Source organism: Enterococcus hulanensis (genome assembly GCF_005405485.1).
Classification (GTDB): domain Bacteria; phylum Bacillota; class Bacilli; order Lactobacillales; family Enterococcaceae; genus Enterococcus_A; species Enterococcus_A hulanensis.
In genome coordinates this window covers 100,788-116,067 of the sequence record NZ_BJED01000006.1, presented here as the reverse complement: position 1 = coordinate 116,067, position 15,280 = coordinate 100,788, and the positions used below count along the sequence as shown (strand labels likewise).

Annotated in this window: 17 protein-coding genes; 2 read left to right on the top strand and 15 right to left on the bottom strand. The window is 39.9% G+C overall.

Translation table 11 applies throughout. The features are described from left to right. Positions 1 to 73: 73 nt before the first annotated feature. From FFR60_RS08265 to FFR60_RS08220, 10 genes are all read right to left on the bottom strand, one after another. Entirely contained in the window at positions 74 to 1,099 is a 1,026-nt protein-coding gene (locus FFR60_RS08265) for a glycosyltransferase family 1 protein (RefSeq protein WP_137663772.1), read from the bottom strand. A gap of 220 nt (positions 1,100 to 1,319) precedes the next feature. Beyond that, the gene (locus FFR60_RS08260; RefSeq protein ID WP_137663771.1) at positions 1,320 to 1,967 is read right to left on the bottom strand and encodes a hypothetical protein; all 648 of its coding nucleotides are present in this window, start codon (positions 1,965 to 1,967) and stop codon (positions 1,320 to 1,322) included. A gap of 149 nt (positions 1,968 to 2,116) precedes the next feature. Then, positions 2,117 to 2,677, bottom strand: coding sequence for a glucose-6-phosphate isomerase family protein (locus FFR60_RS08255; RefSeq protein WP_137663770.1), 561 nt, complete (start codon positions 2,675 to 2,677; stop codon positions 2,117 to 2,119). Between the two features lie 25 nt (positions 2,678 to 2,702). Further along, positions 2,703 to 3,482 (bottom strand): glucose-6-phosphate isomerase family protein, encoded by a 780-nt coding sequence (locus FFR60_RS08250; RefSeq protein ID WP_137663769.1) that lies wholly within the window; start codon positions 3,480 to 3,482, stop codon positions 2,703 to 2,705. A 16-nt stretch (positions 3,483 to 3,498) separates the two neighbouring features. After that, on the bottom strand, positions 3,499 to 5,232 hold the full coding sequence (locus tag FFR60_RS08245) for a class I mannose-6-phosphate isomerase (protein WP_137663768.1): 1,734 nt from the start codon (positions 5,230 to 5,232) through the stop codon (positions 3,499 to 3,501). Between the two features lie 35 nt (positions 5,233 to 5,267). Next, positions 5,268 to 5,687 (bottom strand): PTS sugar transporter subunit IIA, encoded by a 420-nt coding sequence (locus FFR60_RS08240; protein ID WP_137663767.1) that lies wholly within the window; start codon positions 5,685 to 5,687, stop codon positions 5,268 to 5,270. 24 nt (positions 5,688 to 5,711) lie between these two features. Then, positions 5,712 to 6,554, bottom strand: coding sequence for a PTS system mannose/fructose/sorbose family transporter subunit IID (locus tag FFR60_RS08235; RefSeq protein ID WP_088933339.1), 843 nt, complete (start codon positions 6,552 to 6,554; stop codon positions 5,712 to 5,714). Beyond that, positions 6,554 to 7,366 (bottom strand): PTS mannose/fructose/sorbose/N-acetylgalactosamine transporter subunit IIC, encoded by an 813-nt coding sequence (locus tag FFR60_RS08230; protein WP_088933340.1) that lies wholly within the window; start codon positions 7,364 to 7,366, stop codon positions 6,554 to 6,556. Before FFR60_RS08230 ends, FFR60_RS08235 begins: the two co-directional genes overlap by 1 nt. An 18-nt stretch (positions 7,367 to 7,384) precedes the next feature. Further along, entirely contained in the window at positions 7,385 to 7,873 is a 489-nt protein-coding gene (locus tag FFR60_RS08225; protein ID WP_088933341.1) for a PTS sugar transporter subunit IIB, read from the bottom strand. Between the two features lie 149 nt (positions 7,874 to 8,022). Next, entirely contained in the window at positions 8,023 to 8,760 is a 738-nt protein-coding gene (locus tag FFR60_RS08220) for a GntR family transcriptional regulator (RefSeq protein ID WP_137663766.1), read from the bottom strand. 213 nt (positions 8,761 to 8,973) lie between these two features. On the opposite strand from FFR60_RS08220, the gene FFR60_RS08215 reads away from it, so the two are divergent. Next, the gene (locus FFR60_RS08215) at positions 8,974 to 9,195 is read left to right on the top strand and encodes a hypothetical protein (RefSeq protein WP_088933343.1); all 222 of its coding nucleotides are present in this window, start codon (positions 8,974 to 8,976) and stop codon (positions 9,193 to 9,195) included. 48 nt (positions 9,196 to 9,243) lie between these two features. Here the strand turns inward: FFR60_RS08215 and FFR60_RS08210 are convergent, their stop codons facing one another. The 3 genes from FFR60_RS08210 to FFR60_RS08200 are packed head-to-tail and all read right to left on the bottom strand — an operon-like array spanning position 9,244 to position 12,402. Further along, positions 9,244 to 9,879 (bottom strand): TetR/AcrR family transcriptional regulator, encoded by a 636-nt coding sequence (locus FFR60_RS08210; protein WP_137663765.1) that lies wholly within the window; start codon positions 9,877 to 9,879, stop codon positions 9,244 to 9,246. Between the two features lie 5 nt (positions 9,880 to 9,884). Continuing rightward, on the bottom strand, positions 9,885 to 11,495 hold the full coding sequence (locus FFR60_RS08205; protein WP_137663764.1) for an ABC transporter permease: 1,611 nt from the start codon (positions 11,493 to 11,495) through the stop codon (positions 9,885 to 9,887). Then, positions 11,485 to 12,402 (bottom strand): ABC transporter ATP-binding protein, encoded by a 918-nt coding sequence (locus FFR60_RS08200; RefSeq protein WP_137663856.1) that lies wholly within the window; start codon positions 12,400 to 12,402, stop codon positions 11,485 to 11,487. Before FFR60_RS08200 ends, FFR60_RS08205 begins: the two co-directional genes overlap by 11 nt. Positions 12,403 to 12,620: 218 nt before the next feature. Here FFR60_RS08200 and FFR60_RS08195 point away from each other — a divergent pair, with 218 nt between their 5' ends. Beyond that, positions 12,621 to 13,256 carry a DUF998 domain-containing protein gene (locus FFR60_RS08195; protein WP_137663763.1) on the top strand — a complete coding sequence of 212 codons (636 nt, stop codon included), beginning with the start codon at positions 12,621 to 12,623 and terminating at the stop codon, positions 13,254 to 13,256. 38 nt (positions 13,257 to 13,294) lie between these two features. On the opposite strand, the gene FFR60_RS08190 is transcribed toward FFR60_RS08195, so the two are convergent. Together FFR60_RS08190 and FFR60_RS08185 are read right to left on the bottom strand one after the other, a co-directional pair. After that, positions 13,295 to 14,059 carry an acyl-CoA dehydratase activase gene (locus FFR60_RS08190; protein ID WP_137663762.1) on the bottom strand — a complete coding sequence of 255 codons (765 nt, stop codon included), beginning with the start codon at positions 14,057 to 14,059 and terminating at the stop codon, positions 13,295 to 13,297. Further along, a complete protein-coding gene (locus tag FFR60_RS08185; protein WP_088934665.1) occupies positions 14,047 to 15,225 on the bottom strand; it encodes a double-cubane-cluster-containing anaerobic reductase in 1,179 nt (392 codons plus the stop codon). The genes FFR60_RS08190 and FFR60_RS08185 overlap by 13 nt, the downstream gene beginning before the upstream one ends. Between the last annotated feature and the right edge of the window lie 55 nt (positions 15,226 to 15,280).

Here is a 15,280-nt window from a genome sequence, read left to right as displayed (position 1 = left end):
GGACTGTGTAAGAAGGATTATTAAATTGGTCGCAATAAAGAAATTTTCTCATCGAAAACAGGTAGAACAAAAACTATTTACGTTTTTTCTTTTTCTTTCTTGCCTCGTGCTTATTCTTTTTACCATACTTTGTTCCCTTAAGCAGCTCTTCCTTGTATTCCCGGTCCTTTTGCCTCTCGCTTTTCGGCTTTTTATAGACTGCTTTGCTTTTCTGATATGCGGAAAGTGCCATTGACGGTTTTCTAGACGTGGAATTGTTTTGTTCCTCAGTCATCATTGCTGTCGCATTACTATTTTGGAGGGACGACGGTGCTGTTTCATGTGTTTTTTTAGACAACGATTCACGAAGCGGTTCTTTCTCCATGGGTGGGGTAACATTTCCCTCTTCATTTGCAACACTCATTGACATATCATCGCTGCTATTCACCATATCAGTGTCTGCTGAGATTTGCTCGCTCACCTCATCTTCTTTGTGCACTTTTTCTTTTTGCACAAGCGTTTTACGTGTGCAATTTACGATATCGGATTTCTCTACCTTCACAAATCTTCTAACACCAGCCTTTTGAAAGATCGTCAAGGTCGTCAACAATCTCAATAACGCATCAGCCTTTTCTATTGCTATTTCTGGATCAGCATCTCCCAAATTCCAAGTATGCAGCTTGCCATTAGCATCCTCGAAAACCGAGATGAGTTTGTATCGCTGACCATCCAATTCTTCAACGGGAGTTGTTTTTTCTTGTAAATATTTTTTGTACCCACAAAGGCTATCATTTAACTTACGATAGTCCTTGGAATTCTTAAACATCCTAGCCTTAACCAGCTTCCACTCATCATGGTCAAAGTAATTTTCAAAGAATGGGCAGAATCGGCGCAATAAGTCCGTTGCCTCTGTATGAAGATAGATTTCGTGTATCAGTTCTGCAAAAAGTAAAGAAAAATCCCCGACCACAAACGAATTCCTGATCATGACTGCGATAGCCACTTCTACTACCGCTGCTGCATTTTGTGTATCTGAATAAAATTTTTGTACTTTCTTTTGTAACGATTCCCTTTTCATTCCAAAAATTTGTCTTTGACCTAATGATTGTTGTGTTGGCATAGCTTTTCTTCCTTCCTATTCTAAAAATAATTTTCTAACTAATCTCGTCTTTTTCATTCTTTCAAAAATAAAATACGCCAAAAATTTTTTTAACACTGATTAATACATCAAAAAAACACTATAAATCATTTAATTTTTTAATCGAAACACACGATTCGAACATATTTTTAAATACAAAAAAATCATTTGAGCTATTCATCTCAAATGATTAAATGTGGTATTAGAAAAACATCCGTAAAAAGGACCATAGATAACGTAATAAACGAAATAGAATGAATAATAGGAAGATATTTCCAAAGATAAAGCTGACCGCATTGCCCGCACTGGCTCTTAGATTGCTCAAGGTAAAGCGGCGTAAAAAACGCGGCATAGAACTGTATCCATTACGTTTTAATCGGAAACTCTCTTCATATGTAAGATCAAGCATATCATAATACACGATCTGCAATGGTTCACGAGAAAAGAAAGCCTTAGAAAAACCGACCATCATCGTATACTGTTTGTTATTGGAAGGCAAGTTACGCACACCTTTTTTATTGATACGAACTTTCTCATCATCATCTACTACATTGTAGCTGTACTCTTCTTCTTGGATTTTATGAATTTGCACCTCTGGCTGGTTCTCTTCAAGAAACGCTTGATACACTTCCGAAAATTTTTGCTTTTCTAAAAAAAGATAGACTCCCAGCCCAGCGATCAACAGCATCAGAAAAATATTCAAAAACAAATTATCTTGAAAAATTCCACTATATAACATGATGATGGCTAAAGCTATTCCACAAATTACGATGCGCTTCCAATAATAGTTTTGATACATGATCTTGATCGTACGTTCATAGTATTCAAAATCGGATGCAGCAAAATTCATCAACTCGGCTCCCTTCAAAAATTATTTATTTTTAGTATAGCGAAGCCCAAGTCAGATGTCAGTCTATTTAAGTTATTCCCGTAAAAAGAACGAATACCTTAAAACTATCTTTAAAAAAGCTGAATCGACGAAATCGATTCAGCTTTGCCTTAACTATTATTCTTAATAATTGGTTTTCCTGCTTTATCGCGGAAAACTCGCTTAGGAAACATTTCTTCTGGCGGCGCATAGTCATGCCCTGATTCCGTTTGCCAACAGGCAGAAACCGAAAGCACTTCTGCACCTGTATTAATCAAACGATGAGCCGCATTTCCAGGAATATAATGAACTGATCCAGGCACGACTTCTTCCAAAACAGTCTCGCCATTTTCTGTCATCATCAATAATCCTTGACCCTGCAAACCAAAATAATATTCGCCAGTATCTCGTTTTGCATGAAAATGTCCTTTTGTCAGATAATACTCTTCACCGATAACACCTGGATATAAGTGTGTAATCCCGAAATAAAGTCCCCCAGGTGTACCTTCTACAAGTCCGTTATCTTGATACTCTACCTGATACATCACCGTTTCCGGATCTAACATTTGAAACGCAGATAAGTCTGAAAAGTAACCGGCTAAGTCTTTAGCTCTCGTTTCTTTTTTCTGAATACCGCTGCCTTCTAAGTTGAAGGTCTTGCCATTATATTTGACATTGCTTTGTTTAAACATCACAGACTCCTTTCTTCGTCTCTTATCAGGGAATATAATTCAACCATTTATCTTTGTACAAATCTGGTCGAACAACAAAATCAAACTTAGTATGATCTTGTTCATACTGTTGATAAATTGGAAGTTTATCAACAATTTTAAACTCTGAATATACGCGAGGAGCCTTTTCAATCAGCTCTTCTGCTTGATAGCTTGGATTCTGCTCCCAAACAATCGTCCCTTGAGCATCAAATTTAGGATAAAAGGTTAAACCATTGTGTGCTCTGACATCTTCATATTCAAACCCGTAATCTCGTACACACCACGCGCCAAAAAGCATTCGCTCAGTTTTTGATGCATTGATCGTACAATGCGCCCAACCAGGCGGAACAATCACGACTTCTCCAGCCTTTGCTCGAACAGCGTAACACCGACCTGGTTTATCTGTTGCTCTTTCCTGCATATAAATGATTGCCTCGCCTGACCAAATCTCGTAGACTTCAGGTGTCGACATCTGACAGGTTTTCGAAATTGCATGGATATGACCTTGGCTTTTGACAGGCTCTTTGCCGATTGAACCATCAGCATATGCGACGATCCCAAAAAGCAATTCACGCTCCAACAGATCGGCACGATCCTTTTTTAGCCCAACATCCATTGCAATTGAGTAAACGATCTCAGGTCCTTGCGCTTCATGATCCGCCATACTATGAAGAATATCCTTCAAATGGCGCTGCTCAGCATGCTTAGGACCAAAAACAGCAGACGGATAAATAAACTCGTGGGTGGGTTCATCGAAGCTTATACCTAACCCTGTTTCAATCATTTTCTTCCTCCTTAGATTACGATAAATCTCTAACAAAAGCCTGGATTACAGCAACTTCTTTATTCGGATCTCCTTGATTAACCAGTTTATATTCTTTGACAGCCTCTGGCACGATAAAGGTCTCGCCGTAATGGATCTCAAACGGCTCAAAGCTATTATCCAAGCTTTCCACCGTAATTTCTTCACCTTCTACCAAATTCAACATATTGACACTTTGATGAACCTTCACCGTTACTTCCTTTTTGAACCAATGACGATGTGTCTCAATAAATTCTAGCTCATGCAGTCCGGTTTTTTCAACACGGCTTTCATTATCTTCATGAAGTGTTTCAAATGGATTGATTAAATTTTCTTGAACCCAAGTAGTGTCGAAATCAGTATTCACATTTTCTTCCCCATGTGCTAGATGAACCGGTCTGGGAACACCGTCTAAACCTAAACGTTCCCAATCCCACAACTTGAAGGTGAAGATATATGGCGTTTGACTAATCTCTAAGACTACGGTATCTGGACCTCCACAATGAATCGTGCCAGCAGGAATTGAATAGTGATCATGTTTTTTCACAGGGAAACAATTGATATACTTCTCATCAGGAAAACGATAATCGCCTTTTTCTGCTTTGTGTAATTCGTTAAATAGTTCTGTTTTCTCGGTGCCTTCTTTTACGCCTAAATAAATGGTCGATTTTTCAGAAGCCTGCAAGATATAATAACTTTCATTTTGTGTATACGGCATCCCAAATTTCTCTTGGATATAATCAACCCGCGGATGAACCTGCAGGCTCAGATTACCACCGCCAACAGTATCCAGATAATCAAACCGAATTGGAAACTCATTACCAAACCGTGCCTGAACCTTTTCTCCAAGCAGTGAAATTGGACGCTGATGTACCACATTGATAGCAGGTATTTCAATTTTTATTCCTGAGAAATCGAGACATAAACTATTTTCTTCCGGCACACCATCAAAAGCCCAGCCATAGTTTTCTTGTTCGGAATTCAAATTGAACTCTTTTTTCATCCACTGACCGCCCCAAACACTGGCATCAAAATAAGGAACTAAACGAAATGGCTGTTTCACGATTTGATCCAATGCTGCTCGATAGCTCACCCCATCGACCATTTTTACTTGATTCGGGACATTCGTATCAATCAAATAATCAATACGATTAGTCAATTTCTGTTTTAGTCGATCAGCAACACGCCATTCAAAGAAGAATCCCCGCTTCACTTTCTTTAGATTGTCCTCATCTTCATTGGCCGCCTTCCAATTTGGCATGCCTGACCGATAGCGCTTTTGAATTTCCCAGCGTGTCAGATCGGCATAACATAAAACATCCGGGTCTGGCAGTAAGATTACCGCTCCCGTTCCATACACAACGACTTTCTTCGGTTCTTCTGCTAACTCTTTTTGGATTTGTTTCACTTCATATTCTGGATAAAACTCATCCAGAGTTGCATGAGACATGATTCCAAAGACCCGATCCTCTGTCAGGTTCGCAGCGATTTTATTGGTTAACGTTTCAGCGTCATAAGCATAATCATCGGCTTTCACTAATCGTACGTTTGTTAATCTACTAAATAATTGTTGTTCCAACTCATGCAGATCCACACCTGGATAACATTCTAATGCAATAGTTTTCTTTCCATCGTCAAATTGCTGATTTAGTTCATCAACAATTTGATCATAACTTGTCCATGTTTGTGCATCTTGTTTGATCTTGATTTCCGGTCGCAAATTATACGTCATTTCTACCCCTCTTTAATAATCATAATGATATGACATTAGAACTCCTCATTTTCATCTTCATCTGAAAAATCCATTCGATCAATACTTTCTTTGCCAGCCTTGATTCCATCGCTGATCAATTGTTGAAACTCCTTACCATCGCGCATCAAAATCATATCCAACAGCATAGCTAGATTCATCCCCGATAGCATTTCAACTTCAAGCTCCGTTTGTGCAAAGACATCATACGCATTCGTCCCGGGAGAACCCGCCGGAATGTCACAAACTATCAGCATTTGTTTGATCTCTGTTGACAGACTGCCGGCCAATTTTTCTAGTTCTGCTCGATAAGTCGCAACGCCTGCTTCTTCTAACCCAATTGAAAAGAAATTTTTCTGTTCACCAGCTACAAATTCTACCGCTGCTTTCATACCATGAGCCAGTTTTGAATGACTCACTAATAAAACTCCGATCATAATCGTTTCTCCTTGTCGATTTTTTTAGAACAACATTTGAATCAAATAAGCGATTCCAACACCGCCAAAGGCTGTCACAAAGTAAAGTCCGATCAATTTTAAAGCAGAGACGCCCTTTTTCGCCATCAAGTACCATGAAACAAGTACTAAGACTAGTGGTAATAGATTGGGAAAGATCCCATCCAAAATTTGTTGAATATCGATTTTCGCACTGCTGAATTTCAAAACGATCGGCAAGCTCAAATTTACATAACTAGCTGCGACTCCACCGATAACGATCATTCCCAGAACAGAGAATGCCTGTGTGATCTGCTGTGCTTTTTCCCCAACAAATGTATCGACTGATTCCGCTCCAAGCTCATAGCCTTTAAAGAATAAGAATCGAGAACCCAGCATAATAATCGTATTATAAGCAACGATATAGAAAATCGGACCTAAAATACTGCCGTTTTCTGATAGACCCATCCCAATCGAAAGTAGAATCGGAATCAGCATTCCAGGTATCATGGAATCCCCAATTCCAGCTAAAGGACCCATCAAACCAACCTTTAATCCATTTACAAACTCGTCATCGATCTCTTCTTTGCCTAACGCTCGTTGTTCCTCCAATCCGACTACGACGCCATTGATCAATGAGCCGATTTGCGGTTCGGTATTATAGAAGACCGAATGTCTTTTCAACATTGCTTTTTGCGCTTCAGGATCATCCTTATACAAACGTTTAGCAATTGGCTCCATGGACAAGGCAAAACCAAAGGCTTCCAAAAATTCAAAACTAGTTGCTACTAAGTTGTACATCATCCAACGAATATAGGATTTATTCAGTGTCTGTTTATCTAAGAGTTGGTAAGATTTCTTTTGTTCCATTAAAATTCCTCCTCATCATCGAAATCATCATACGTTCCATCCTCTGTCGCAACCTTTACCGCAGGTTTAGATTTTGCTTGGAAGTAAATATAAGCAATCACACCTGCCACCACCGCCAAAGCGATCATATTTAATTTCAAGAAGATAACACAGATAAAACCAAAAACAAAGAACAGCAACATGATGTCTTCCTTAACCACTGCCGTCAACAACATCACGATCCCGATTGCAGGAAGTGCCCCACCTAAAATTCCCATTACATCGATCAAATACTGCGGCATACTTTCCAGTAATTCTTTAGCAAAACTTGAACCAAAGTAAATCACTAAAAATGAAGGTATGAAGCGTAAAGCAAAACTCAACAGTTGCGGACCAACGATCGCATTAAAGTGAAAACCTTTTTCGTTCCCCTCTTCGATCGCCTTTTGTGCTCGGTGATTCCAGAAAGAATTGGCTACTTGGAAAAAGTTAAATACGATCGTACCGATAACTCCGATCGTCGTAGCTAAGGTCACTGCGACTTCTGTTGATGAATTTGATAAAATAGCTAAAGCAATTGCCGGATACGCTACAAAGTTCAAATCAGCGGGCATTTGTCCGCCTGGTGTCACCATTGCGATATACACTGCTTGAATAGCAACACCGATAATAATTCCCTGCGTTACATCGCCTAAAATAAGTCCAATCAAAAATCCTGATACTAGCGGGCGGCTGATCGTATACCAGCCACCAGTCAATCCCATCAGCCAAGGAGTGCCAAGGGCCCCCAGGTAACAAAGTAATGAGATCAATACAGCTTGGAAAAAGAGCATAATAAGTTCCTCCGTTCTTTATTTTTTGATATCTTTCCAAGTAAAGCCTTTTGAATCCGGTACTAATTTAAACTGAATATCCATTCCTAACGCATCTAATCGCTCAAAGGCAGCTCGTTCTCCCTCGGTGATCGCTACGTTTGGTCCGATTTTTTCCGCACCCTCTCTAGCACTCATTGGGCCAACATTTAAAATCGGATAGCAATCAATAAAATTTGCTCCAGCATCATACAAGCGCACAAGTGTCTCAGGTGTTTTTGCAATTAGAAAATAATTTTTCTTGCTGCCAACGATCTCGTCCCACTTCAAAGCTGTTCGTTCCACTGTCATCACGAAACCCTTCAAAGGCTTTGGAACTGCCCCTTTAAGTACCTTCGATAGTGTGGGATTATTAGCGGAAGCATCATCTACTGCTACGACACCATCACAGTCTCTTTCACTCATCCAGCGTGTTACTACCTGTCCATGAATAATCCGATCGTCAATTCGAATAAAAGATATTGCCATTTTTAACACTCCTGTTCTCTTTTGTCATTTTGTTATAACAATAGCACAAATTGATTATATGTCATTTTAAATAAAAAGACAACGCTTTCTTTTTATTTTTTTAAAAAAAGTGCAAAATAAATTGGATTATCCTGCACTTTTGCTCGTATCTAAATTTCAACGTAATAGCGATATTGATCGCCAATATAGTAGCAATCACTAATCTCTTTATACTGTCCATCAGCTCTCGAGACCATCCGTACTCTCTTTAAAATCGGCGTATTTTCAGGAACGTCTAATACCGCTTGGATCTCTGGTGTTGCGATTAAGGCTTCCACATACTCTTTGCTCTCACTCATAACGATATCGAATTTTTTCAGATAATCGTATAATGAGCCATAATAATCTTTGCTGTCTAATGAGAAATTTTCATTGTAAGGAATATGCGTGACAAAATAGGCAAACGCTTTGCCATCATCAACGCCTCTCGTTCTTCTAAGCTGAAGTACCTTTGAGCCTTTTTCAATGCCTAATTGCTGAGAAATGCGTTCAGACGCTTCAATCAAGCTAACTTGTGCATGCAATGTTCTAACGGTTTTTCCTAATTCTTCCATTTCTCGAGTAAAACTGCGAACCATTGTATAATGTTCCTTTTCATTCGAATGATCCATCGATAAAACGAACGTCCCTTTTGCCCGTTCACGATACAAGTGTCCTTCACGAACCAATTCATCGATCGCCTTTCTGATCGTAATTCGACTAACATTATAAATATCACAAAGATCTAGTTCCGGTGGAATTTTTTCACCATCTCCCCACTCTCCCGAAACGATTTTAAAGCGTAAATCATCTGCTATTTGACTATACAAAGGGCTTGCGCCTTTTCCTTTAGCTAGTTTTTCGTTCAAAATATCCCTCCTTAAAAGTTCTATTGTCATAACAATAATATATTTAGCTTAAAAATTCAAGTTTTGTTATGCGCTTTCTTTGCGCTATTGTTAATAGTTAAATTTTGTAAAGCGGTTTTCGACTTTTGTCCATTTCCCTTTTCTTCTGAATAATGCGTAGTATAATGAGGGAGAGATACACGACTACTTTTATTCAAGTAAAGGGGAACACTCATGAAGATCGCCATCATTCTTTCAACTATCTTGATTGCTTTAGCAAACTGCTATCTTTTTTGCGTTTATTTTAAAGAAAAAAAGATAGAGGATAATATGGAGAAGCTGGCGGTATTATTCGGGACCAATATGAGTGTGCTTTTCATCGACAGTCTGCTGCTCTTCTTCGCCGCTTTAGCTGAGGAAGGCTTATTCTTAATGACTATCTTTTCTGAGTTTTAACCCAGTAAGCAAAAAAATCTGTGCCTTCAAAAAGGGCACAGATTTTTTTTAGTGTTCAACAAAACCATACTCAAGAATCTTTAGTTTGCGTTTCAAACGATCAATCACCGGCATTAAATCTTCGATTGATTTCCATTCAGGATGATGGGACAGTTCTTGTTGAATTTTTGTTGTTTCACTATTTAAGATCGCGTAAATTGTTTCAAGGACATCGGTTTGCTGGACCCCATCACGCAAGGGCAGCTTTCCAATTACCTCATCCGTCAAGGTCATGTTGCGATTAACATCGGTATTGAGTCGTGCCATCATTGCTTCTCGCAAAGGCTCAGGTAATAAAGGCATTTCAGCGTAGGCCTTCATTAAGAAATCAAATTCAACTGGATATTTTAATTGCAGCTCAATCTTATATTTGGTGGCATCCACCACCATTTCTAGTAAATCAGAAGCCTGCGTCCAGATCGAGTAATCGATTCGCTGGTAAAAAAATTCTGAAGTATAGACATAGGTCGCTTGGTATAAGCCGCTCTTATTACCATAATAATGAAACAATAACCCCTTAGACACACCCGCTTCTTCCGCGATTTGATCCGTTTTCGTCTCACGATAGCCATGAACACCAAATAGTTTGGCACTAGTTTCTAAAATATTTTTCTCCTTCTGAGGATCTTTCACTACTTCCTTCATCCCAATCACTCCAAATCCCGCTTATTGTAGCCCACTATACCGAGTAGTGTCAAAACCAGAAAAGCCGAAACTAGGATAATCATTACCGTATTATCCACACTTTCAGTCGGTACTTTTCCGACCCAGCCTAAAGGTGAGATGTTGGCTACATCGTCAGAGAGGTTCAAGAGCGGACCAAACATTTTTACTAAAACACTGGCCGCTAAATAAATCCACAAAACATTCGTAAGTTTGGGAAATGCTCCTGTAAAAAAAGTGCCGATCCCGACAAAGAACAAGGTCGCTGGTAAGAAACCAACCATTGTTTGCCAAAAGTACTTCGTCGCAATTGGATCATCTAACATACTATTACCAACAAAAAAGGCTCCGGCTAACGTCCCCGCAAATACGAGCATGCTGACGATTGTCCCTACTCCAAAATAGCTGAGTGCTAACCGTGTTTTGGAAATACTTTTTGAATGCAGGATTTCTAAATACCCTTTTTTTTCATCCGACTTCAAGCGGAAAATAATTAATATCCCGCTAATTGCCGCGATCGCCACGAAAAATAGAGCTAACATATTCAAATAATTCAAGATCAGCTCTCGATTAGCAGCATTGATTTGTGTCACACCGAGAATTTTCCGATAGGTCGGATTGCTTCCGATGATATCGCCGATCGTACTAAAGATCGAACCATAGGCTGCCCCTAGTATAATTCCGCCAAAAATCCAGCCGATTATACTGTTGCGTTCTATCGATAAAACCAGACCCAGTGGTGATGACAATAATTTTCCCGCTTGGGCTTTTCCGTTTCGCGCCGCTAAAATACCGCTGCCGATATCACGGGTCGCTGCGATCTTGATTGCAATCAATAAACAGATCACACCTAGCCCTAAAGTCATAATGACCGGCAGCCACTTATCATGAGTATAGATTGCGGTCTTTTGAATCCAGCCAACTGGTGATAACCAGGTCCATTCAGGATCAGTCACATCCGTCATCATTCGAACGATGTAAAAAAATCCATACAGTCCATAACTCATAAAATTCGCACTACGTGAATTATTAGCCAATTGCGCTATCAACAAACTGATAAATCCGAACATGATTCCAATGCTGGCGATGCTGACACCCATCAAGATGTCGCCTTGCATCGTGGCTCCCTTCAAGTCAGCAGCAAGCAGACTACTAACATACAATATCCCCATCAGCCCATTGACTAATAGAATTTCAATCACGGTCGCATAAGTCGGTGCCAAACGGCCGACTGTCCGTGAACGAACCATTTCCAATAGACCAGAATCCTCTTCTGCTCGCGTATTTGAGATTGCCAATGAAATATTCATAAAAACCATGAACATTCCCATAAATACCAGCATTTCAGAAGCGAAAACATTAGCTGTCGTATAAGGCTTCGTGGCCGAAAATTCACCAAAAAGCGAAACCATTGCCGGCGTTTTCAATGTTTCAACGATCGCATTGATATCTGTTTGAGTTCCGAACAGAACATTGAACTTCGTCGCAGCTGAAGCAAACAAACCGACTAGAATTGCGATCCAAACAAGGTGTTTGATGCGATTTTGCTTTAAATTCGCTCTTAACAGGTAGCCTGTTTTTGCTCCACTATGCTTCATGTGAATCAGCCCCTTGTTTTTCATAATAGCGCATGAACAAATCTTCTAACGTTGGCGGTGTCGATATTAGGTTAATAATTTGCTTTTCTGCTAAAAAGTCCATGATTTGAGTCATTTGTTCACGATCCACAGAAAGCACGGCTTGCTGATGTGTATCGTCTGAAAAATCGACCTTATGCACTCCTGCTAATTGCTCTACATCGTCAAGTGAATTTCTGGTCTCAACCGTGAGCTCCATTCGAGTTAAATGGCGCATGGAAACTAAATCCCCGGTCTCAATGATTTCGCCTTCACGAATGATGGCGATTCGATCACACATTTTTTCAACCTCTGATAGAATATGGCTGGATAGTAAAATGCTTTTACCAGCTTCCTTTAATTTTAAAACTTCTTCTTGGAAAGATTTTTCGTTCAACGGATCTAATCCTGAAGTCGGCTCATCAAAAATGTACAGCTCCGCTTCTTGTGATAACGCGGCTACTAATGCAATTTTTTGACGATTACCTTTTGAATAGGTCCGAGCTTTTTTCTTTGGATCTAACTGAAACTTTTCTATCAACTCTTCAGTTCTATGGGTACGCTGCTGGCCATTCAATCGTAAAAGCAAGTCTATGATCTCGCCGCCAGTTAAATTCGGCCAAAGATACACATCTCCAGGAACGTATGAAATATTTTTATGAATCTCTGTGTCTTCCTTCCAGACATCTTTCCCAAAAATTGTCGCTTCACCGCCGCTTTTTTTTAACATGCCTAGCAAAATGCGAATCGTTGTTGATTTTCCTGAACCGTTCGGACCGATAAATCCTAAAACTTCACCTTTGTTGACCGTGAAGGTAATGTCTTTCAGTGCTTGAAATTTACCAAATCGCTTCTCAACTTTATTTAATGATATGATTTGATTTTCCATCATTCCCGCTCCTTGCTTTTCGTGTCTCATTTCTTTCCTGACTATCTATACCGAGAGAGTACTCCTTTTTGACTAGCAAGTCAATGACTGGCGAGTCAATTAAAAATCATTTTTTTTCACCCTAAAAAAGAACTTGAGAAAAGTTTGTCCTTCTTTTATTTCTCGAATTTTTGCAGAAAATAAAGTATTATAAAGAAAACTTTCGTAAGGAGTTACTGATGTCCATTTTAAAGAAGCTCTCTCCGCTATTTCTGATTCTTGCAGTAGTCGGAGATTTTTCATTGCCTTATTATTTAGGTCAGTTCTATCCTGGTTTTGATCAAATGACGATGATCATCAGCCAGCTAGGCGAATCCACTAGTCCTGTACAAACTTATTTCAATAATGGTTCCATAATTACCGGCAGCTTATTCGTCTTATCAAGCGTCGGCATCTATACTTTTTTTCAATCAAAATCAAGACGTTTCGCTCAAATTTTAGCAGGTGCAATCGCGCTATATGGCTTTGGCGATTGTATTCTAACTGGAGTAGTAAAAATCAGCGATACCGCAAGCTTCTTTAGTCCCGCTTACTTTCTGCATGCGGCCTTTTCAGGAATCGCTATGGTAGCCATGATGTTTGTTCCATTACTATTAGCCTATCAAGCAAGCCTGAATCATCAAAAAGTTGTTTCGCTTTTTTATTCTATCTGCCTATTAGGTTCGATCGCAGCGTTGATTTTATTTGCGGCTTACTATTTACCAGTAGTCGGCAGCCTGCTTTCTTCTACTCGCGGCTTTTGGCAGCGCCTCTCGCTATTTTTCTTATACTTGCCAGCCTTTAGTATTGCTTTGAGACAGCTGATACGAAAATAAAAAAAGAATGCGGCTAACGTTGGCCGCATTCTTTTTGCTTAACTTAATTTTTTTATCCCGATCTGTGCCGCCCCGATTGCTCCGGCGTATTGAGATAAATCATCTCTTTTGACTGGTGCTGCTACATATTGTTCTAAAACTTTGGCAAAGGTCGCACTTTTTGAAAGCCCGCCAGTAAATAGTACTTCCTCACCTCGAATTGGTCTTAATTTTGAATACTGGCTGCTGATCCGCTGTGCGATAGAATGAAGGACTCCTAGCGCAATATCTTCTCGATCTTCACCTTTTGAAATCAAACTGATTACTTCCGATTCCGCAAAGACCGTACACATACTGTTGATTGTGACTGGCTTCGCGTCCTGCACAAAATGATCCAAATCTGAAATATCTTCTCCTAAGGTTCGCATCATGACTTCCACGAACCGTCCAGTTCCGGCAGCACACCGATCGTTCATACTAAATTCTACGACATTGCCTTTTCCGTTCAACTGAATCGTCTTACAATCTTGACCACCGATATCGATGACTTGCTTCACTCCAGGACGTAAAAATTCAGCTCCTTTGCCATGACAAGTAATTTCAGTAACAGCCAAATCTGCTGGCAACAGCTTTCTTCCATAACCAGTGGTCACAAGCTTCAGCTCATCCAACACATAACTTCGCTTAAAATAATCTACAACCTCCGACATTGCTCCTTTGGGATTTCCAGCAGTCGGAATCAAATATTTATCGATCAACTCCTCATTGGAAAAAAGCACGCCTTTTGTTGTGGTGGAACCAGAATCTAATCCTATTGTGTACATACAGCCTCTTCCTCTAACATTTCGATAAACGCCGTTACGCGTGTGTTGATTTGTTCAATATCTGACGTTGAATAATCCGTCTCCAAATACATATACGGCGTGTGTTTTTCTTCATTCAAGAAGCGTTTGATCTTCAACGATTCCACGGAGAATGGGATACAATTCTGCAAGACCATGTCGATTACCCCATCTACTTGATAATCATCGATCATTTGACTCAATAATTCTTTCCGCGGCTGGTTATTGGACATGCAGGCACAGCCGATATTAATATATTTATCCGTTAATGCTTGATACACATCCTCTTCCGTTTCATCGACTAACCGTTCCACAGCCTTCGCTACGGTACAATTTTCATAAGCAACTACCAAACCGCCGTTTTCTTCGATCGCGCGAATCACTTTTTCGGTAACGCCCCCCATCGGCGAGCCGGTCACTAAAATTCGCGGTTTTTTATCCAAACGCTTGCCGGCATCGTACTCTTCTTTAACTTTCGCCGTCGTTTCATCCAGCATTTGGATAACTTCTTCTTTATCAAATTTATACTGAGAGCCATACATCACTTGGAAAATCTCTTGTCCAGTGATTGCCGGCGGATTTAGTTGGCCTAAGCGATAGAAATTTTGTTTTGCTTGGCGTTCACGATTTTTCAACACGATCGCTTCTCTGATTTTTTCCTCTGTGATCTCAACATCCAAGAAATCTTCCAGTTTTTCTTTAAAGCGGACCAATTCGCTATACCATAATTTTTTACTTTCTTCGGTATCGCGCATATGCGGCAGCTGCATCAAATACGTATCTTTAAAATCTTCCATGTATTCATACATTTTTTTCTTGCCGTCACAGGTCGTTTCACCTACCACTAAATCAGAAAAATAGAAGTACGGACACTTATCTGTCTTCCCGAAACCATAACTTGATTTGATCAAGGGACACAAATTCCGTGGCAAATCCTCTTCTGCATCAGGAATCGTTTCATCAGAAGTCGAACACAAACTGATCTGGATCGCGCCTCCCGCCAGCACCAATTCTTCCGGCATGAAGGTACAATAAACTCCCACAACCGGCTTGCCTTTTTCTTTGATCTCCTTAACCGTTAAAAAGCCTTGTCTTCTCGCTTCGCCAAACTCATCAAAAATCTCTGGTAAACTTGTTCTTAATTCCACTTTATCCATTCCTTTCTTAATTGGGGTATGCATTTTTCCTCCAACAGAAAAAGAG